This is a genomic window from Rhizobium sp. BK418 (genome assembly GCF_004341105.1).
In the GTDB taxonomy this organism is placed as follows: Bacteria; Pseudomonadota; Alphaproteobacteria; order Rhizobiales; family Rhizobiaceae; genus Rhizobium.
Window position 1 is genome coordinate 383,428 of the sequence record NZ_SLZK01000003.1, and the last position, 19,756, is coordinate 403,183.

The window sequence follows — 19,756 nt, forward strand, 5'->3', positions numbered from 1 at the left end:
AGCGGCTCTTCCCGGACCGGCCGGGAAGAGCCTTTCATCCTTATTCCTTGATGGACAGCCAGCGCGTGCGATGGATGTCTTGAACGTTGTCGACGAAGCCCTCGATCTTGGGCGAGACGACGTTCTTGGAGACGTAGTAGTAGATCGGCAGGGCGGCGGTGTCGTCGAGCGCGAGCTGTTCGGCTTTCTTGAAGATCTCGGCGCGCTTCGTCAGATCGGTCTGAGCGTTGCCTTCCTTGATCAGCTTGTCGTATTCGGCATTCGACCAGCGGCCGTAGTTCATCTGAACGCCGGTTACGAGAAGGTTCAGGAAGTTGTCCGGATCGTTGTAGTCGGCGAGCCAGCCGGCACGGCCGATCTGCACTTCACCGCGCTGCAGTTGGTCGTAGTGGACCTTCGTTTCAGCGTTGACGAGTTCAACGTTCACGCCAAGCGGCTTCCACATGGAGGCGATTGCGACGGCAATGCGCTTGTGATTGTCGTTGGTATTATACTTGAGTTCGGTCGTCAGGGGATGGTCAGGACCGAAACCGGCCTCCTTCAGCAGCTTCTTGGCTTCTTCAACCTTGTCCTTATAGGGAAGATCCTTCCAGGAGACATAGGCGGGTTCGCCGTAGTTTGCCGTGCCCGGCGGGACCCAGGAATATGCCGGCAGTTCGCCGGTGCCGAGGATCTGCGGACCGATGACTTCGCGGTTGATCGCCATGGAGAGCGCCTGGCGGACGCGCTTGTCGTTGAAGGGCGGCTTGGTGGAGTTGATGACGTAATAGTAGAGGCCGGAGAAGGGGGCGACATGCGCCTGGCCCGGCAGGTTCTTCTTCATCCATTCATACTGGTCGGTTGGGAAGTCGGTCATGATGTCGAATTCGCCAGCGCGGTAGCGCTTGAGCGCGGCTTCCTGGTCTTCAAGCACGAAGAACTTCGCGCCGTCGATCTTCAGATCCTTGACGCCGTAATACTGGTCGTTCTTGACGGTGGTGACGTGCGAGCCGGGAACCCACTCGACCGGCTTGTACGGACCGTTGGTGACGATGTTGCCAATCTTGACCCAGTCCTGACCCTTGGCCTCGACGACATGCTTCGGCAGCGGATACGCCGTATAGTGCATCAGGGCGTTGATGAAATAGGGGGTCGGGTTCTCGAGGGTGATCTCCAGCGTCTTGTCGTCGATCGCCTTGACGCCGAGCTCGTTCAGGTCAGTGATCTCGCCCTTGTTGATCTTCTCAGCGTTCTTGATGGTGAACTGCAGATAGGCGTAGTCGGCCGCATTCTTGGGGTCCACGAGGCGCTGGAAGGCGAAAACGAAGTCGCCTGCGGTTACCGGCTGGCCATCAGACCACTTGATGCCGTCGCGCAGCTTGAAAGTGTAGACCTTGCCGTCGGGGGAAATGGTCCAGCTTTCGGCCTGACCCGGAACCGGGTTGTCCTTGGCGTCTTCGGTGACGAGGCCTTCGAAGATGTCGCCGGCAATACGGTTTTCCCAGTCGCCTGAGAGTTTTTGCGGATCCAGCGAGGTGGGGTCGCCACCATTATGGATGTTTAGCGTGGCCGCTTGGGCCGAAAATGCGAGCAATGAGCCAACCATTGCGGACGCGAGAAATTTTTTCGTGAAAAAGGACATGGTGGGTCCACCTTTCTAGGCTTTTCGCCTTTTCTTAGTCATTTGTTCCCGGTTTGACCTGTTACGTGCAGGTCAACGGCACCTTAACGCAAAGGTTTGGCGTTGCAACCCCTAAACCAGTGGGTAGCATTCGGGTGTGGACAAGCTTATAAACGGCCCCCTTTTGTCCGATCGCGACTGCGCGATCTTTGCTTGAGAATAGAGATTGCGCTGTTGTCTTTTGCTTCGTCGCCATTAGTCTGGCGTTCGAAATGAAGCGGGAGATGGCGGCAATGGCATTGCAGAGAGGTGGGAACGCGGATTGGTGGCGCGGTGCGGTGATCTATCAGGTTTATCCGCGCTCGTTTCAGGATACGAACGGCGATGGGCTCGGCGATCTCAGAGGTATAACCCGGCGTCTTTCCCATATTGCAAGCCTCGGCGTCGATGCGATCTGGCTTTCTCCCTTCTTCAAGTCGCCCATGGCCGACATGGGCTATGACGTCTCCGATTATTGCGACGTCGATCCGATTTTCGGCATGCTCGACGATTTCGACGCGATGATGGCAGAGGCCCACAGGCTCGGCATCAAGGTCATCATCGATCAGGTGATTTCCCATACATCCGACCGGCATCCGTGGTTCGTGGAGAGCCGTTCCAGCCGTACGAATGAGAAGGCCGATTGGTATGTCTGGGCCGATCCGAAGCCGGACGGGACGGCGCCGAACAACTGGCTGTCGATCTTCGGCGGCCCCGGCTGGGAATGGGACGGCGTGCGCCGGCAATATTATCAGCACAACTTCCTGACCTCGCAGCCTGACCTGAACTTTCACAGCAAGGAGGTTCAGGACGCAGTTCTGCAGACCGTGAAATTCTGGCTCGACCGCGGCGTGGATGGATTCCGCCTGGACACGGTGAATTACTACTTTTGCGACAAGCTGCTTCGGGACAATCCGCCGCACGAGCCCGACCCGGATCAGGTCGGTCTCGATGCGCCCGACACCAATCCCTACGGCATGCAGAACCATCTTTATGACAAGACGCAGCCGGAGAACCTCGAATTCCTCAAGCGTTTCCGGGCTCTGCTCGATCAATACGAGGGGCGCACGACCGTCGGTGAAGTCGGTGATGGAGCGCGCTCACTGAAGACCGTTGCCGCCTATACGACCGGCGGCGACAAGCTGCATATGTGCTATACGTTCGATCTGCTCGGACCGGATTTCACCGCCGATCATATTCGCGGCTGTGTCGAGACCTTCCAGCGCATGGTGAAGGACGGCTGGGTCTGCTGGGCCTTCTCCAATCATGACGTCAATCGTCATGTCAGCCGCTTCGCCCTGACGGAAGAGGAACGTCCCGTGATCGCCAAGCTGGCGATTTCAGTGCTTGCGGCCTTGCGAGGATCGATCTGCCTCTATCAGGGCGAGGAATTGGGACTGCCGGAGGCGGAACTCGCCTTCGAAGACCTGCGCGACCCCTATGGCATCCGCTTCTGGCCGGCCTTCAAGGGTCGCGACGGATGCCGCACGCCGATGCCCTGGGAGGCCGGCAAGGCGCATGCGGGGTTTACCAGCGCGGAGAAGAGCTGGCTGCCGGTGCCCTATGAACAGGCAGCGCTTGCCGTCGACACGCAGGAAAATAATGAGGGCTCGGTTCTGCACCATTATCGGCGCACACTTGAATTCCGGAAGAGCCAGCCCGTGCTGCTTGATGGCAGCATGGAGTTCGTCGGTGCGGACAAGAATCTCCTGTCTTTCGTCCGCGAAAAGGGTGACGAGAAGTTGCTTTTTGTCTTCAACCTGACCCGTGAGCCTGCGGAATTTGAGCTTCCTGCAGGCATGAAGTTGGGCGCTACGCTGGCGATGCCGGGGTTCCATGCTGTTGCCGGCGCTCATGCGGTGAAGCTCGGTGCGCTCGACGCTTTCTGTGCCCGCATCAGCTAAGCGGTCAGCCGAGCAACATAAAGCGATCGACATCCACCATTCCCTTGTCCGAAATCTTCAAATGCGGGATCACGGGCAGGGGCAGGAAGGCGACCTGCAGGAAGGGTTCTTCCAGTGTCGTGCCGAGGGCGTAGGCGGCCTTGCGCAGATGGTGCAGCGTGTCGCGCACCGTCTCGTAAGGTTCCAGGCTCATCAGGCCTGCGACGGGCAGGGCGATCTCGCCCGTGACCTTGCCGTTTTCGACCACCACGAAGCCCCCCTTGATCTCGCCGAGACGGTTGGCGGCGAGCGCCATGTCATCTTCGCTGACACCGACGACGCAGATATTGTGGCTGTCATGGCCGACTGTCGAGGCGATGGCGCCTTTCTTCAATCCGAAACCCTGAACGAAACCGTTGGCGTGATTGCCATTCTTGCCATGGCGCTCGATGACGGCGACCTTGATGATATCGTTGCCGAGGTCGACGGTCGTCTGATTGCCGTTGGCCGGCAGGCGGTAGCGACGGTGCTCGGTGATGATCTTGCCGGGCATGACGCCGATGACGGACGTTTCGCCCTCCGAGACGGGCACGCCGAAATGGGCCGCATTGACCGGCCGCGCCTTGACACTGTCGAGGCCGACGGGTGACACGGGCTTTCGGGTGGCAAAAAGTGCGTCGGTAACTTGGCGGCCGGCCGAGAAGACCATCTCTGCCCGGCAATTCTCCAGGCTGTCGATAATGACAAGATCGGCGCGCCAGCCGGGGGCAACGAGGCCGCGGTCACGCAGGCCGAAAGCGCGCGCGGCGGAGATCGAGGCAGCACGGTAGATCGCCACCGGTTCGACGCCTTTGGCGATTGCCGTGCGGATCATGTAGTCAAGATGGCCCTGCTCGGCGATATCAAGTGGATTGCGATCATCGGTGCACAGCGCGAGATAGGGAGACAGACGCTCCGTGATGATGGGCATCAGGGCATGCAGGTCCTTCGAAACCGAGCCCTCGCGAACCAAGATATGCACGCCTTTGCGGATTTTCTCCAGTGCCTCAGCGGCGCTCGTGCATTCATGCTCAGTGCGGATGCCGGCAGAAAGATAGCCGTTGAGATCCTTGCCAGAGAGAAGCGGCGCGTGCCCGTCTATATGTCCGCCCTGGAAGGCGTCGAGTTTGGCCATGCAGACGGGATCCTTATGAATCACGCCGGGAAAATTCATGAATTCGGCAAGGCCGATAACTTTGGGGTGGTCGCGATAGGGCAGGAGGCTTTCGACCGGCAGGTCGGCGCCTGACGTTTCCAGATGCGTGGCCGGCACGCAGGAGGAAAGCTGGACGCGGATATCCATGACGGTTTCCAGCGCCGAAGCGAGGAAGAATTCGATGCCTTCCTTGCCGAGCACGTTGGCGATCTCATGGGGGTCGCAGATCGCGGTCGTCACGCCGTAAGGCAGGACACAGCGGTCGAATTCATGGGGCGTGACCAGCGAGGATTCGATGTGCAGGTGGGTATCGATGAAGCCTGGAACGACGATCTTCCCGGAAATATCGATCTCAGTCTCACCATCGTAGGTGCCACAGGTACCGACAACGCGGTCGCCGCCGATGGCGATGTCCGACTGAACGAGTTCGCCTGTCACCAGATCGAAGAACTGTCCGCCTTTCAACACGATATCGGCCGGAATGCGACCCACACCCTGATCGATGAGATGTTCGAGCTTGGCGGTCATAACTATCCTCGCGATGCAATCGATTCCGCGAGTTATAGCGCATCTGTTTCCGGATTCGATGCCCGCAAACGAAACCGGGCGCCAATGGCGCCCGGTCCCGTGTTTCATTCGTTCCGCTTATTCGGCAGCGACGATCTTGCCGCCTTCCCACTTGTAGAGCGAGAAGCTCTGAGAGGAGAGGTCGCCGGTTTCGCCGTAGGTGAGCTTGCCGATTGCAGTCGGGATCTCTTCGCCGCTCTTCAGGGCAGCCGCGACAGCTTCCGCGTCGTCGGCGCTGCCAGCCTTCTCGATGCCGGCCTTCAGCACTTCGACTGCGGCATAGGCGTTGAGCGTGAAGGCTTCAGCCGGGATCTTTTTGGCGGCGAGCGCGTCGGCAGCAACCTTGGAGTCCGGGCTCTTGGTGGCGTCGGAGGCGTTGGTGAACAGCGTGCCGGCTGCCGCATCCGTGCCGATCGTCCAGAATTCGGTGTTGGAGAGGCCGTCGCCGCCGATGATCTGAGCGTTGACCGAGAGGTCATGCAGCTGGCGGGCGAGCAGGCCGCCTTCCGGGTGATAGCCGCCGAAATAGATGAGATCGACATTCTCGGCCTTGATGCGAGTCGTCAATGCGGAGAAATCCTTGTCGCCGGGCGTGATGGAGTCGTTGATGACTTCGGTGACGCCGCCGGCGTTCAGCGTTGCCTTGAAGGCATCGGCGAGGCCCTTACCATAAGCGCCCTTGTCGTTGATGATAGCGACGCGCTTATCCTTGAAATGTGCGAGAACGTATTTGGCGGCGACTTCAGCCTGCTGGTCGTCACGGCCGCAGGTGCGCAGAACGTTCGTCAGGCCGCGCTTGGTAAGGTCAGGCGCGGTGGCGGTCGGGGTGACCATCAGCACGCCGTTTTCCGCCAGAACGTCGGAAACCGGGATAGCAACGCCAGAGGTGACCGGACCGACGACGAAGTGAATACCTTCGCCGACAACCTTGTTTGCAGCGGAAACGCCTTGCTTCGGTTCGCCGGCGTCGTCGGCAAGTTCGAGGACGACCTTCTGACCGAGAATGCCGCCCTTCTTGTTGATTTCATCGACAGCGGTCTGCGCGCCGTTCTTTACCTGATCACCATAGGCAGCCACCGGACCCGTCAGCGGAGCGATGAGGCCGATGGTTATATCCGCATGCGCAAGTGGCGCAAATACCAGAGAGGCGACAAGCGTCGCCGTCAGAGTCTTCAGGGTCATGTTCTGTCTCCTTGGGTGGGGTCGCCTTCGACCACCGGTTGCTTGCCACGCAGGCCGTTTCTTTGTCAGCGCTTCCTGCGGAAGCGTGCCAAGGACGAAGAAAAGCTGCGCGATCAATGAGCTTCGCGTCCATGTTTGGCTCGCGCAGCGCATGGCAAGATTTCTAGAAATTTCGGTAAGGTTCCGCAAGATGATAACAAGATCGGGCGCCTCTTTGCCAAATTTGAAAAGATTGCGCCCGATTTTTTGATTTTTCAGTCCATTTGCCGCAATTTTCGGTCTGCCTGTGCGGCCACTCGCAGGCTTGCCATATTCATATCAGGTAACCTTAGTCAAAAGGTGACGTTTTCCCGATTGCGCGCGTTCAATCGCGCTTCGCTTGCAACCTTTGCAGAAAGCTGAAGCGAAACCTGCTTCGCCAGATCTATGGGCGGTGCATTTCGATCGCCGGCCCTGGCCTATCTCAAGCCGGAATGCTTCCTCATCCCCAGTGGCCGAGGGGGCGCCGAGATGAGGGAGATGCGCTATTGCTGAGAGAGGGCCTTTCGCAGGAAGTCAGTAATCAGGCCGGTAGCTTGGGCTGATTTGCCCCGTCTGCAGGAAATTTCTCACGACGGAGGCCGATAACGCGATTGAGGTCGCCGACATCAAAAGAGAGGGCGAGGCCGAAGCCTCGCCCTTGAATTCGGTCGGGATGATCGAGTTAGATGTTGTTCTGCAGGATCGTGTGCAGCTTGCCGAAGAGCTCGTCGATGTGTTTCTTCTCGATGATCAGCGGTGGCGATAGCGCGATAATGTCGCCTGTTGTGCGGATCAGCAGGCCGTTTTCGTAAGCCTTAAGGAAGGCCGTAAAGGCGCGTTTGGTGGGTTCGCCGACGATCGGGTCAAGCTCGATGGCGCCGATGAGACCTGTATTTCTGATGTCGATGACGTTGGGGCAATCCTTCAGCGAGTGCAGCGCATCGGCCCAGTAGTCGGAAAGCTCGCCTGCGCGGGTCAACAGGCCTTCTTCCTTGTAGGTGTCGAGCGTCGCAATCGCGGCAGCCGAAGCGATCGGGTTCCCAGAATAGGTATAGCCGTGGAAGAACTCGATCATATGCTCGGGGCCGTTCATGAAGGCATCATGGATTTCCGAGGTCACGAAGACGGCACCCATCGGGATGACGCCGTTGGTCAGGCCTTTGGCGGTGGTGATGATATCAGGCTTCACGTCGTAATATTGAGCAGCGAAAGGAGCGCCGAGGCGGCCGAAGCCGGTGATGACCTCGTCGAAGATCAGCAGGATGCCATGCTTGGTGCAGATCTCGCGCAGCTTCTGCAGATAGCCCTTCGGCGGAATGAGAACGCCGGTGGAGCCGGCGACTGGCTCGACGATGACGGCGGCGACCGTTGAGGCGTCATGCAGGGTGACGATGCGCTCGAGTTCGGTCGCGAGATCGCCGCCGTGCTCGGGTTCGCCGCGGGTGAAATTGTTCTTGCCGGGCAGGTGGGTGTGCGGCATGTGGTCGACGCCGGTCAGCAGCGTGCCGAACATCTTGCGGTTGGTGACGATGCCGCCGACGGAGATGCCGCCGAAATTGACGCCGTGATAGCCGCGCTCGCGGCCGATCAAGCGGAAGCGCGAGCCATTGCCTTTGACGCGGTGATAGGCAAGAGCGACCTTGAGAGCCGTCTCGACCGATTCAGAACCGGAATTGGTGTAGAGGACGTGGTTCATGCCCTCGGGTGCGATATCAACCAACCGGTTGGCAAGCTCGAAGGCCTTGGGGTGGCCGAGCTGGAAGGCTGGGGCGTAGTCGAGTTCGCCCGCCTGCTCACGGATCGCTTCGGTGATCTTCGGGCGGCAGTGTCCGGCATTGACGCACCAGAGGCCAGCCGTACCGTCCAGAACCTGACGCCCGTCATGGGTCTGGTAGTACATATCCTTCGCGCTCACGAAGAGGCGCGGTTCCTTCTTGAACTGGCGGTTCGCGGTAAAGGGCATCCAAAAGGCGCGAAGGTCGTTTGGCGTTGCATTCAGGCGGTTGGACATGCTGTTCTCCTGGCCGTTGGGGAGGCCGTTCCCGTTTTAGGCTTGGCGCCGATTATTTTTTACTGCCCGGTCAAATTATCAGCGCCCGGAAAAGCGTCAAGCCGCAGAAGCGTCGCCATCTGACGTTCCCGAATGCTTGATGCGTCATCAATCCTTCGCCCGACATGGCTACAAAGACCGATGGCCGCAATGGCCGAGGGGCATTTTTTCATTTCATTGAAATTCAACCGTTTTTACCGGAGGTAGTCATGACGGACCGCCAGAAGACCAGACCGCGTCCCAATCCGCGGCGTGCATTTGCGCCGAGCTACGGCACCATTCTCGAAGAAGGCGTTCGTCGCCGCACCGTTCTCAAGGGCTTCATCGCAGCCGTGGGGGCGGCTGCTTTTGCGCCAGCGCTCAAAGCAACGAAAGCAGAGGCTGCCGAGTCGACGCTCACTTTCCCCGAGCTAAAGCGCGTGCGCGACACCACCGATCACTGGCCCGAAGGTTACGAGCGCCAGATCCTTGTTCGCTGGGGTGACGCTCTCTTTGCCGACAGCCCGGAATTCGACGTCACCAAGCTCAACGGCAAGGCGGCCGAGCGCCAGTTCGGCTACAATAACGACTTCACGCAGTTCCTGCCGTTGCCCTGGGGCGAGAAGAGCTCTGATCACGGGCTGATGGTCGTCAGCCATGAATATGCGACGCCCTTCCTGATGTTCCCGGGTCTGACAGCGGAGGATTACCGCGAGAAGATGACGGAGGACCAGATCCGCGCGGTCATGGCCGCTGTCGGCGTGTCCGTCTTCGAGGTGCGCAAGGATGGCAACCAGTGGCAGGTGGTCAAGGACGGCAAATATAACCGCCGCATTCATATGAGCACGGAAATCGGCATTTCCGGCCCGGCTGCCGGTGACGATCGTCTCAAGACCAAGGCCGATCCGACCGGCACGGTCGTGTTCGGCACGATCTCGAACTGCAATGGCGGCATTACGCCCTGGGGCACGATGCTCTCGGGCGAAGAAGGCGCGATGGACGTTTTTGCCGGCGACTATACCAAACCGAACCAGGAACTGGTCGAACGCCAGGGCTGGGATGAAGATGAAAACGATATCTATTCCGTCAGCCGCGTCGAGCCGCGTTTCAAGTTCGAGGAGGAGCCGAATGAGTGGATGCGTTTCGACTGGGTGGTCGAAATCGATCCGTTCGATCCGACGGCAAAGCCGGTCAAGCGTACGTCGCTCGGCCGCATGACCCATGAAGGCGCGCAATGTTGCGTCGCTCCCGACGGGCGCGTCGTGGTCTTCATGGGCGATGATGACGATTTCGAATATATCTACCGCTTCGTCACCCGCGATCCGTGGAAACCCAATGATCGGGCGGCCAACAAGGATCTGCTCGACCACGGCACGCTATCGGTCGCCAAGTTCGAGAGCGATGGCACGATGCGCTGGATTCCCCTCGTTGCCGGCGAAGGCCCGCTGACGGCGGAGGCCGGTTTCAAGACGCAGGCCGATGTGGTTCTGGCGACCCGCGCTGCCGCGGACCTCGTCGGTGCTACACCGATGGATGGGCCGGAAGGCTTCATCCCGCATCTCGGCACCGGCAAGCTTTACGTCGCCATGACAGAGAATGAGGACCGCTTGCCGAAGGGCGAGGGTGACAAGGAGCGCGAACAGGTCAACGTCGCCAATCCGCGCGGTCCGAACCCCTACGGCCATCTGCTGGAGCTCGTGGCGCCCGGCAGTCCTGACAAGCCGGATTATGCGGCCGAAAGCTTCAAGTGGGATGTCTTCGTCCTCTGCGGCGATCCGGCAAAACCCGAAGACCAGGCGATGTTCCACCCGGCGACCACCTCGTCAGGCTGGTTCACTGATCCTGACAACCTCGCTGTGGATCCGGCAGGCCGTCTTTGGATAACGACCGACGGTCCGCCGCCGGAAGGCATCGCCGATTCCGTCTATGTCATGGATACGGAAGGTCCGGGCCGAGCCCTGCCGAAGCTCATCTATATCGCGCCAGTCGGTTCGGAGACCTGCTCTCCGACCTTTACCTCTGATGGTTCCAGCGTATTCCTCTCGGTTCAGCATCCGGGTGAATTGCGCATGGCCGACAATGAGGATGCGACCTCGATGGAAGATGCCGGCACCAGCTGGCCGGACTTCAAACCAGGCGTACCGGCCCGTCCGTCGCTCGTCGTGCTGACGCGCGGCAACAACGGCGTGGTGGGCAGCTAGGCCCGTCTTTCCTTGAACGTGTCGCGATCCTTCGGTTCGCTGTCACGCTTTAGGTCCTTGGTTCCGCATGTCGTGATCGAAACCACTGCGCCGTTTTTCGCGACATGCTTGAAGCAACAAGACCGGCAAATCTTGCGAATTGCCGGTCTGTCAGACTTCAGGTGCTGATTAGCGCAAGCGGCGTCCGCGGAGACGTCTCCTTCGGAACGCTGCTCAGGCTGACATCATATCAGCGCGAACATCAGGCAGCGGACCTGCTGCGGTTCTGGGTCACATAGATATCCTCGAGTGTTGCGAGGATTTTCATGACCGGTTCGGAGTTGCTGGAGTAGTAGATCGTCTGTGCATCACGACGGGTCTTGACCAACTTCTGAGCGCGCAATTTCGACAGATGCTGGGAGAGGGCCGACTGGCTCAAGCCGACCTGAGTGGCGAGAACGCCGACAGGCACTTCTCCCTTTACCAGGCTGGTGAGGATCAGCAAACGCTTGGGGTTGGCCATGGCCGATAATAAAGCTGCCGCCACATTGGTGTGCTCGGCCAAATCAGAGGTTTCCATATTTTTCTTCCTAATGCGAAACGTACATCATCCGTACAGGCACAGGCCGTCAGACGGTTCTTTGACTGACGGCGAAAACTAGCAATTGGGCTCGAAGATTGTATATACCTAAATTTAAGGTACCAGGTATGCTATTTTAGATATGTTTGAACAAATGTGATCTAAATCCTCAGCGGGTATGTCGAACTCGTAACGCAACAATAAGTCACCTGAAATCATATCAAAACCTTCAGAATCGACCCCACATATGCGCCAAGGGCCTGGTTCAGAGACCTTTAGCCTGGATATCAGCGCCGACATCAGATTTGGATGGCGCGCTACTAAATCTTGCACTGCTGCGTCAGCTTTTTCAGCGATGTCGTCGTTTGATTGGGAGTGAATCACCAGATCGCTGCCTTCCAAAATGTAGGCACGACCGAAGCCGCCATTAAGGCTGGCCGATTGCGGGATGAGGCGAAAGAAGCGGAAATCCGGAAAATCGATATAGAGTTTCGCCTTGGCGTGGCGGCCGAGAAAACGGGTGCGAATGCGTGTATGGAGGGGCGTGTCGCGGTCCACCAGTTCCGCACGGCATTGGGTCGTCAGGCGGGCATAGGCGAGCGGATCGCCCTTGCCTGGCTCGCCGGTCAGCAGCGACGCCCTGGCATCGGCGGCGATCGCTTTTGTGTGGGCCGAGAGCGCGGAAACCAGAATGACCGGCACGCCGTCAATGTCGGTGCCGAGAAGAACCCGGCTTGCGAAGGGAAAGCCGGTTTCAGGATCGAGAACGGCAAGGGCCGCGAAGCGGGCGGAGCGCAGGAGGGTGCGTGCCAGCTTGCGGGCTTCGTCGTCGGTTTCGCGCAAAGTGGATGACGGTTCTTTCATATCCGCTATGTTGCAAAGCGGAGTGAATGGATCAAGTCTAAAGCGCGCCGTCATCTCCAGGATGCAGGTGCCACGCTTCAGGTTCTTGTTCCGGCTGCCGTCACTGCAAAACCGCTGCACAGTTTTGCGGTGACGCGCCTTATTCCTTGCGCCTGTGCCGCGTCAGGCCGGTGACGACATCCTGCGCCGAGATGGTGCCGATGACCTGGCCATTGTCGACCACGCCGATGCTGCCGGGCTGCCGGGAGAGGGCATCGAGAATATCGACAAGCGATGTCGTGGGGCGTGCGGTGGCGCTAACCGACATGCCGATTGCCGCATCGCCGAGCCCGGGCTGCATGACGTCGCAGGCCGTCAGCATATTAATCGGGTTCATGTTCTGCACGAAATCGGCGACATACTGGTCGGCCGGGTTCTTGACGATTTCCTGCGGCGTTCCGCACTGAATGATCCGTCCGCCCTCCATGATAGCAATGCGATTTCCGATGCGGAATGCCTCGTCGAGATCGTGGCTGACGAAGAGGATGGTCTTCTTCAGCCGCCGCTGGAATTCCAGCAACTCGTCCTGCAGTCGCGTGCGGATCAACGGATCGAGCGCTGAGAACGGCTCATCCATCAGCAGGATCGGAGCACCGGTGGCGAATGCCCGGGCAAGGCCAACGCGCTGCTGCATGCCGCCGGAAAGTTCATTGACCTTGCGGTCCGCCCATTTGGTGAGGTTGACGAGTTCGAGCTGCTCTCCGACGCGGTTCTTGCGTTCCGCATCCTTCATGCCGGCGAGTTCGAGGCCGAAGCCGACATTTTCGGCGACGGTCCGCCATGGCAGGAGAGCGAACTGTTGGAACACCATGGAGACGGTATGCGTGCGCAGATCGCGCAGCGCCTTGGCATTGCATTTGTATGGGTTCACCGGCCCTGTTGCCGTCGAAACGGCGACGTCGCCGCGCACGACGGGTGCAAGTCCATTGACGGCGCGCAGAAGTGTCGACTTGCCGGAGCCAGAAAGCCCCATCAGCACGAGGATTTCGCCTTCCTGTATCGTCAGCGACGCGTTGGCCACACCGAGAACGAGGCCCGTTTCGGCGCTGATCTCATCGCGCGTGCGTCCCTTATCGACCATGGCGAGTCCGATTTCCGGCCGGTCGCCGAAGATGATGCTGACGTCGTTGAAACTGACCGCGGTCATGCGCCATCTCCTTCGCCTGCGGTGCGGAACATGCGGTCCAGAATGATTGCCAGGATGACGATACAGAAACCGGCCTCAAAACCCTTGGCGATGTTGACCGTGTTCAAGGCACGCACGACGGGTACGCCGAGACCGGGAGCGCCAACGAGCGCGGCGATGACAACCATCGAGAGGGAGAGCATGATGGTCTGTGTCAGGCCGGCCATGATCTGCGGCGTTGCAAAGGGCAGCTCGACCTTGCGAAGAACCTGCATCGGCGTCGCGCCAAAGGCGACGGCGGCCTCGACTAGGGAAGGGGGCGTCGAGATGATGCCGAGACGGGTGAGGCGGATAGGGGCAGGGATCGCGAAGATGACGGTTGCGATCAGGCCTGGCACCATGCCGAGGCCGAAAAGGATAAGGGCTGGAATCAGATAGACAAAGGTCGGGATGGTCTGCATGAGGTCAAGCACGGGTCGCATGGCCGCATAGATCCAGGCGCGACGGGCAGCTGCAATGCCGAGTGGAATGCCGATCACCATGCTGACGAAAGTTGCGGCGAGCACGAGCGCCAGCGTTTCTGTCGTCTCTTTCCAGTAGCCCTGGTTCATGATGAGCAGCAGCCCAAGACAGGTGAAGACCGCTACCGTTATCGATCGGCGCAGCCACCAGGCGACGAGGCTGATGATAAGGATGGCAATCAGCGGATTGGGCGTCTGCAATAGGAAAAGCAGGCCGTCGATGACGTGCGATAGCAGAGCGGAGAGTTGCTTGAAGAACCATTCGCCGTTCGTCGTCAGCCAATCAACTGATGATTTGGCCCAGGGGCCAATGGGAATTTTAGCGTCAGTGATCCAATTCACGAGGCGCGCCTGTCTTTTGAGAACGAAGATCGGGATGAAAATGAAAACGGGGCGGCAGGTCCGCCCCGTTCATCTCATCAGAGGCCGAGGCCGGACTTGATAGCCGCAAGGCCATCACCGCTGCCATCGCGCGTCTTGACGCCGGCAAGCCAGGGCTCGACCGCTGACGGATTAGCCTTCAGCCACTCACCCGCTGCCTTTTCCGGATCTTCACCGTCGTTCAGGATCTTGTTCATGATCTCATTCTCCATCTTCAGGGAGAACTTCAGGTTCTTGACCAGCGTCCCGACATTCGGGCATTCGCCGAGGTAACCGGCACGCACGTTGGTATAGACTTCAGCGCCGCCGAAGTTCGGTCCGAAGGTATCATCGCCGCCCGACAAATAGGTGATCTTGAAGTTGGTATTCATCGGATGCGGTTCCCAGCCGAGGAAGACGATAGGCTTGCCTTCCTTTTCGGCGCGGGCGACCTGCGCCAGCATGCCCTGCTCGGAGGATTCGACAAGTTCCATGTCCTTCATGCCGAAGGTGTTCTTGTCGATCATGTCGATGACGTGGCGGTTGCCGTCATTACCGGGCTCGATGCCGTAGATCTTGCCGTCGAGATCGCTCTTGTGAGCGGCGATATCCTTGAAGTCCTTGATGCCGAGTTCGGCGCCCTTGGCATTGGTCGCCAGGGTGTACTTGGCGCCGACGAGGTTCGGACCGTAGGACTCGACAGACTTGTCGTCGAGATAGGGCTGGATATCCCCCTTCTGGGACTGCATCCAATTGCCAAGGAAGACGTCGATGTCCTTGTTCTTCATCGACGTATAGGTGACCGGCAATGAGAGAACCTTGACGTCGGTTTCATAGCCGAGCTTCTTGAGGAGCAGGGAAGCGGTTGCAGTGGTGGAGGTGACGTCCGTCCAGCCGATGTCGGAAAGATGGACAGTGGAGCAGCTTTCGGGATCAGCGGAGAAGGCGACGGTCGCAACGGAGAGGGCAGCGACAGCAGTTGCGGTAACGAGTTTGAATGCGCTTGTTGTTTTCATTTTAGACTCCCAGTCTTACGTTCCCAAGCCAACCATCATTAGCCCAGTTTTACAAGCAATCTCGGCGCGTTTGCGGCGTTCCGGCCTATGTGATTGCGACGCACTCGCGTTTTTTGGGAATGCCTCGTTTTCAAGGCTTTTGGCGATTTTAACATCGGGATTTCCTGTGATTATCGATTCGCCGGGGCTTTTCTTTGCGTTCTCCAGCTTCCAAGAAGCCAGACAAGGAGAATCCGATGGCAAAACTCTATTTCAACTACTCGACGATGAATGCCGGCAAGTCGACGATGCTGCTGCAGGCCTCCTACAATTACCAGGAGCGCGGCATGCGCACGGTTCTCTTGATTGCGGCCTTCGACGACCGGGTCAGGAGCGGCGTTATCGGATCGCGTATCGGGCTTGAAGCGGAGGCCATCCCTTTCGAAAGCGACAGCGATCTCTATGGGCTGATCCGGCAACTCGGCGCTGAGGGGCAGCCGATCTCCTGCATTTTCGTCGACGAGGCGCATTTCATGACGCGCGATCACATCTGGCAACTGGCGCGTGTGGTCGACAGGCTCGGCATCCCCGTTATGGTCTACGGCTTGAGGACGGATTTCCAGGGAAAACTCTTCCCGGCCTCGCAGGAACTGCTCGCGATTGCCGATGAGATGCGCGAGGTGCGCACTATCTGCCATTGCGGACGCAAGGCGACGATGGTTGTCCGGCTCGATGCCGATGGCAAGGTGCTGCACGAGGGCGCGCAGATCGATGTCGGCGGGAATGAGAAATATGTTTCGCTGTGCCGTCGCCACTGGGACGATGCAATGAACGGCGAATGGATTGCCGAGCCGGTCTGAGCAGGTTGACGCCTGTTTTCTTTGCCGTGGCAAATGACTAATCTTGAAAACGGAGATTCCCTGGGAGTGCCCCGTGCGCAAGAGCCCACCCTTCGATAGCCAGTATACTGCTGCCCGAGACCTTGCAGAGGCGATGGGCGGCGAGGCCGCTTATTGCGCCTCCTGTATCTCGAGCTTCGACGGCGATGGGACGCGCTCATCCGACGAGACGTTCCTCGAGCAGAATACACGCTTCCAGGCCTTCCTCAACGACAGCGCTACGCTCGATGCGCTGCTTGCGGAACTCGTCTTTTCGCTCGACCGGTTGACATCGAAGGTTTCGGCCGATCTCGACAGTTTTCGCGGACTAACGCGACGCGAAAAGATAGCCGGGTGGTTCTCTCGACAGCGCATGTGGCGCATGCACAGCGCGCGGGTGCGCGAGGCGCCGGTCGTGGAGCAGCTGCTCGATCTGCTGACAAAATCCGATCTTCTGGCAATGCTGCTCGAAGGCCAGAGGCGGTCCCTTGTCGAGCGTCACAGGGGCGCGGAACTCAGCCTCGTCGACATTGTCGAGCATCGGCGGCGGCTGGTCGACAAGATCGACATTGCGCGAATGCGTATGAAGGAGCTCAACGCCAAGGCATTGAACGCACAGGGCCGTATCGGCGTCTATGGCAACAAGGCTCATTGGGAGCAGATGGAGACGGAGCGTCAGGCGCTGATCGCCGAAGCCGAGCGAATTTCCGTCGAGGAACATGCAATGCGCGACGAGAGCCAGCGGCGCGAACGCTTCATCGGCATGTTCCAGGCTTTCGTCGACAGGCTGAACAGCCGCATCGCCGGCTGCAACGTGCTCATCCGAAAGCTCTCGGTCGATACGGAGGAGCGGCTCATCATCTATCAGGCGCAGGTCGATACCGAGCGGCCGGGCACAAAGATGAGGATCAGACCGGAGCTTTTTCCGAACATCGCTCCCTCCATCGCTCTTTTCGAGAAGGGCATGCTGGTGCCCCAGGATCTGGTTCAGCGCAAAAGTCGTGCCGACCAGGAATTTGCCCGCAAATTCCCCGTTTATGCCGAGGAACGGTCCGATGCACCACTAATCGACGTGGTGCGCAAATCCCCCATGCTGGGGCTCGGATTCCTGCGTTCGCTGCGTTCCTGACAGGCGACGAGGGAGGCACTCCTGTATCGTCGTGTCTGGCTCACGCATCGTTTGGCCGAAATATCCTTGTCCGTTGTTGTACTTGGACGATCGAGCGCATATGTGGATGGAAAGAGATATCCCCGTTTCGCCGCCTGACAGGAGACGACGATGCTCGACCGGATTGCCGGTTTTTTCAAACTGATCGGCCGGACGATCAGCCGATGGGTTCGCCTTTTTGCCGCCTGGGCCTTTTGGCCGTTCCTGGCCGCGCACGGATGGTACACTCGGCGGACGTGGCTCATCCGGCTGCCGATCCTGGCGTTTTTCGCGCTCCTCGTCGTTCTCTACGGCTATTTCATATGGCAGACGCAGATCTGGTCAAATTTCAACACTAGTTTCGTCGATCAGTATCGTCTTTCTGATCGTAAGGTGCCGGCTGGGCAAGAAATTCCCGCGGCAGACGGGAGTGCTGCCAAGACCTGCCAGCGCTCGGCAATCGTCGATGTCGCGGCGGACCTGACGGATTTCAACGTCAACCAGAATGCCTGGATATCATCGATGGTGCTCTATAAGATGGGCTTCTTCGGGGTCGACTGGGATCACACGCCCTTCCTTGACAACAAGGCATCTTTCCAGCGCGGCATCAACCAGGCCGTCCGCCGCACATCGGTGGAGCTTGTCGATACGCTGGGGCGTGTGCGCGGCACGTCCGGCATCAACAACGATCTGCAGAATGCGCGGGGCAATCTGCAGTTCGACGAATATAGCTGGTATTTCGGCCTCAGTCCTTTCGGACCGAAGACGCCGACGCCAGCCTATTATCGTGCAGCGATCAACAGCCTGCGCAAGTTCAATACCGATCTGGCCGCCTGCAATGCGGTCTTCGACGGTCGCGCCGACAACCTTATCCAGTTTATCGACCGTATCGCCAACGATCTAGGCAGCACGTCCGACATGCTGGCTGAGCGCTCGGAAAACCACAATCGCGGCTGGTTCGACACGCGTGCCGACGATCGCTTCTGGTTCGCCTATGGCCAGCTCTACGCGTATTACGCGATTCTTTCGGCGGCCCAGTCGGACTTCTCTCAGGTTGTGTCGGAGCGAAACCTCGGAGCAATTTTTGCTAGTACGACACGGCAATTCCAGGCGGCACTTCGCGTCCAGCCGGCGATCATTTCCAACGGACGCGAGGATGGCTGGATCATGCCGAGCCATCTTGCGACGATGGGCTTCTATATATTGAGGGTACGTTCGAACCTCGTGGAAATCCGTGCCGTGCTCGACCGCTAGGTCCATGCGGCTTAAGCCGGAGAGCCGCCGTCCTCGAAGCCGACGATGCGCATCTTCTCGACGAATTCATAGGTGATGCCGACAATGCCGCCGCCGCTGAGATCGTCGCGGAACTGGCCGACGGTACGCACCATCTTGTAGCCGCCGAGCCTGTTGTCGACGCGATAGACGTAGTGGAAGCCGACCCTGTAAAGGCTTGCCTGCTCGAAAGTTTCGACGATCAGCAACCGGTCTTCTTCATGAATGCGCGACATGAGTTCGGTCAGATTGACCGGGCCTTCGCTGTAGGGAAGATCGAAAATCTGGTGGACGTCTTCGCTGGCGAAGAAATGCCCCGTCTCGAGGTTCATACGCCAGAAGCCGAAGAGGCGATAGGCGGCGAACATCGTCAGCGCTTCGGCATCGGTAATATCGATATGGGCTCGGGATTGCGGCCGATGCTCGGTGGCCGGCTGTTCGAAACGAAGAGGCACGGTTTCCCCCTAATTCGGGATGACGCGCTGATTCTCTTCTGATTCCTCAGCTGATCAGCTTCAATCGGATGGCTTTTGCTACCAACTGGGTGCGGTTGACGCAATCGAGTTTTTTAATTGCGTTGGTCATATAGGCATTTACCGTATGGTCCGAAAGCGCCAGGATCTGGCCGATCTCGATCGAGGTCTTGCCCTGCGCGGTCCAGCGCACAACCTCCAACTCACGCGCCGAAAGCGCATTATGTGCGCTTTCCTCGTTGCGCTTGACAGCGTTGTAGGTATCAAGGGCGTAGAGAACGATCATCGCGAGTTCGTTGATTTCGCTCTGGCCGAGGGGTGCGCGCTCGCCAGCGAACCAAAAGACGAGGCGTTGCCCATCGGCGGAATTGATCGGCATCGCGAGGCCCGCCATCATGCGGCGCTGGAGCATCAAATTTCTGATGTCGCCAGGAAAGGCTTGGGCATGGCCCGGATCGCTGAGGTGCCAGACCTGCGGTACGGCCGATTCCCTCATGCGGGCGGCAAAGGGACAGGCGCGCAACATGTGTCCGCGGTCGAAATCCCTGATGTAAGAAGCTGGAAGCAAGCTCTCTATGATCAGCGGCTTGAGCAGCAGATCTTCCGGAGAGGGCGCGTTCAGCAGAGTGACATATTCAAAACCGAAAGCCGCCGCCAGCCTGCCAAGCGCTTGCGCAAACAGGCCGCGCGTACGCGCCACCGCCAATTCGTTTGACAGCAAGGACTGCCTTTCAGAGGTAGTCATGTAAGACATTATATGCCCCCGCAAGTCTTCATGTTACCGCTATCAAATACATAAATCCGT

16 protein-coding genes are annotated in these 19,756 nt (G+C 58.9%); 5 read left to right on the forward strand and 11 right to left on the reverse strand.

The window, feature by feature from the left end:
• Positions 1 to 40 precede the first annotated feature (40 nt).
• The gene (locus tag EV281_RS13380) at positions 41 to 1,621 is read right to left on the reverse strand and encodes a peptide ABC transporter substrate-binding protein (RefSeq protein WP_132653583.1); all 1,581 of its coding nucleotides are present in this window, start codon (positions 1,619 to 1,621) and stop codon (positions 41 to 43) included.
• 272 nt (positions 1,622 to 1,893) lie between these two features.
• Between EV281_RS13380 and EV281_RS13385 the strand changes: the two genes are divergently transcribed.
• Positions 1,894 to 3,543 (forward strand): alpha-glucosidase family protein, encoded by a 1,650-nt coding sequence (locus tag EV281_RS13385; RefSeq protein ID WP_132653584.1) that lies wholly within the window; start codon positions 1,894 to 1,896, stop codon positions 3,541 to 3,543.
• Positions 3,544 to 3,547: 4 nt separating this feature from the next.
• On the opposite strand, the gene ade is transcribed toward EV281_RS13385, so the two are convergent.
• The 3 genes from ade to EV281_RS13400 all read right to left on the reverse strand — a co-directional run bounded on the left by ade (position 3,548) and on the right by EV281_RS13400 (position 8,498).
• Entirely contained in the window at positions 3,548 to 5,245 is a 1,698-nt protein-coding gene (gene ade / locus EV281_RS13390) for an adenine deaminase (RefSeq protein WP_132653585.1), read from the reverse strand.
• A gap of 117 nt (positions 5,246 to 5,362) precedes the next feature.
• Positions 5,363 to 6,466, reverse strand: coding sequence for a branched-chain amino acid ABC transporter substrate-binding protein (locus EV281_RS13395; protein WP_132653586.1), 1,104 nt, complete (start codon positions 6,464 to 6,466; stop codon positions 5,363 to 5,365).
• 703 nt (positions 6,467 to 7,169) lie between these two features.
• Positions 7,170 to 8,498, reverse strand: a complete 1,329-nt coding sequence (locus EV281_RS13400) for an aspartate aminotransferase family protein (RefSeq protein WP_132653587.1) — start codon at positions 8,496 to 8,498, stop codon at positions 7,170 to 7,172.
• A 248-nt stretch (positions 8,499 to 8,746) separates the two neighbouring features.
• Between EV281_RS13400 and EV281_RS13405 the strand changes: the two genes are divergently transcribed.
• The gene (locus EV281_RS13405; protein ID WP_132653588.1) at positions 8,747 to 10,717 is read left to right on the forward strand and encodes a PhoX family phosphatase; all 1,971 of its coding nucleotides are present in this window, start codon (positions 8,747 to 8,749) and stop codon (positions 10,715 to 10,717) included.
• Positions 10,718 to 10,958: 241 nt separating this feature from the next.
• Here EV281_RS13405 and EV281_RS13410 read toward each other — a convergent pair whose 3' ends face one another.
• The 5 genes from EV281_RS13410 to EV281_RS13430 all read right to left on the reverse strand — a co-directional run bounded on the left by EV281_RS13410 (position 10,959) and on the right by EV281_RS13430 (position 15,202).
• Entirely contained in the window at positions 10,959 to 11,276 is a 318-nt protein-coding gene (locus tag EV281_RS13410; RefSeq protein ID WP_113208129.1) for a metalloregulator ArsR/SmtB family transcription factor, read from the reverse strand.
• A gap of 114 nt (positions 11,277 to 11,390) precedes the next feature.
• Positions 11,391 to 12,140 (reverse strand): pyridoxamine 5'-phosphate oxidase family protein, encoded by a 750-nt coding sequence (locus EV281_RS13415; protein WP_132653589.1) that lies wholly within the window; start codon positions 12,138 to 12,140, stop codon positions 11,391 to 11,393.
• A gap of 139 nt (positions 12,141 to 12,279) precedes the next feature.
• Positions 12,280 to 13,326: a choline ABC transporter ATP-binding protein gene (choV, locus tag EV281_RS13420; RefSeq protein ID WP_132653590.1), complete on the reverse strand. Its 1,047-nt coding sequence runs from the start codon at positions 13,324 to 13,326 to the stop codon at positions 12,280 to 12,282.
• A complete protein-coding gene (choW, locus tag EV281_RS13425; RefSeq protein WP_132653591.1) occupies positions 13,323 to 14,168 on the reverse strand; it encodes a choline ABC transporter permease subunit in 846 nt (281 codons plus the stop codon). The genes choV and choW overlap by 4 nt, the downstream gene beginning before the upstream one ends.
• Before the next feature lie 77 nt (positions 14,169 to 14,245).
• The gene (locus EV281_RS13430; RefSeq protein WP_132653592.1) at positions 14,246 to 15,202 is read right to left on the reverse strand and encodes a choline ABC transporter substrate-binding protein; all 957 of its coding nucleotides are present in this window, start codon (positions 15,200 to 15,202) and stop codon (positions 14,246 to 14,248) included.
• Positions 15,203 to 15,438: 236 nt separating this feature from the next.
• On the opposite strand from EV281_RS13430, the gene EV281_RS13435 reads away from it, so the two are divergent.
• From EV281_RS13435 to EV281_RS13445, 3 genes are all read left to right on the forward strand, one after another.
• Positions 15,439 to 16,041, forward strand: a complete 603-nt coding sequence (locus tag EV281_RS13435; protein ID WP_132653593.1) for a thymidine kinase — start codon at positions 15,439 to 15,441, stop codon at positions 16,039 to 16,041.
• Between the two features lie 73 nt (positions 16,042 to 16,114).
• Complete coding sequence (locus EV281_RS13440; RefSeq protein WP_132653594.1) at positions 16,115 to 17,188, forward strand: hypothetical protein; 1,074 nt, start codon at positions 16,115 to 16,117, stop codon at positions 17,186 to 17,188.
• 150 nt (positions 17,189 to 17,338) lie between these two features.
• Entirely contained in the window at positions 17,339 to 18,460 is a 1,122-nt protein-coding gene (locus EV281_RS13445; RefSeq protein ID WP_132653595.1) for a DUF2333 family protein, read from the forward strand.
• Between the two features lie 11 nt (positions 18,461 to 18,471).
• Here EV281_RS13445 and EV281_RS13450 read toward each other — a convergent pair whose 3' ends face one another.
• A complete protein-coding gene (locus tag EV281_RS13450) occupies positions 18,472 to 18,933 on the reverse strand; it encodes a diguanylate cyclase (protein WP_132653596.1) in 462 nt (153 codons plus the stop codon).
• Positions 18,934 to 18,979: 46 nt separating this feature from the next.
• Positions 18,980 to 19,705, reverse strand: coding sequence for a LuxR family transcriptional regulator (locus EV281_RS13455; RefSeq protein WP_132653597.1), 726 nt, complete (start codon positions 19,703 to 19,705; stop codon positions 18,980 to 18,982).
• Between the last annotated feature and the right edge of the window lie 51 nt (positions 19,706 to 19,756).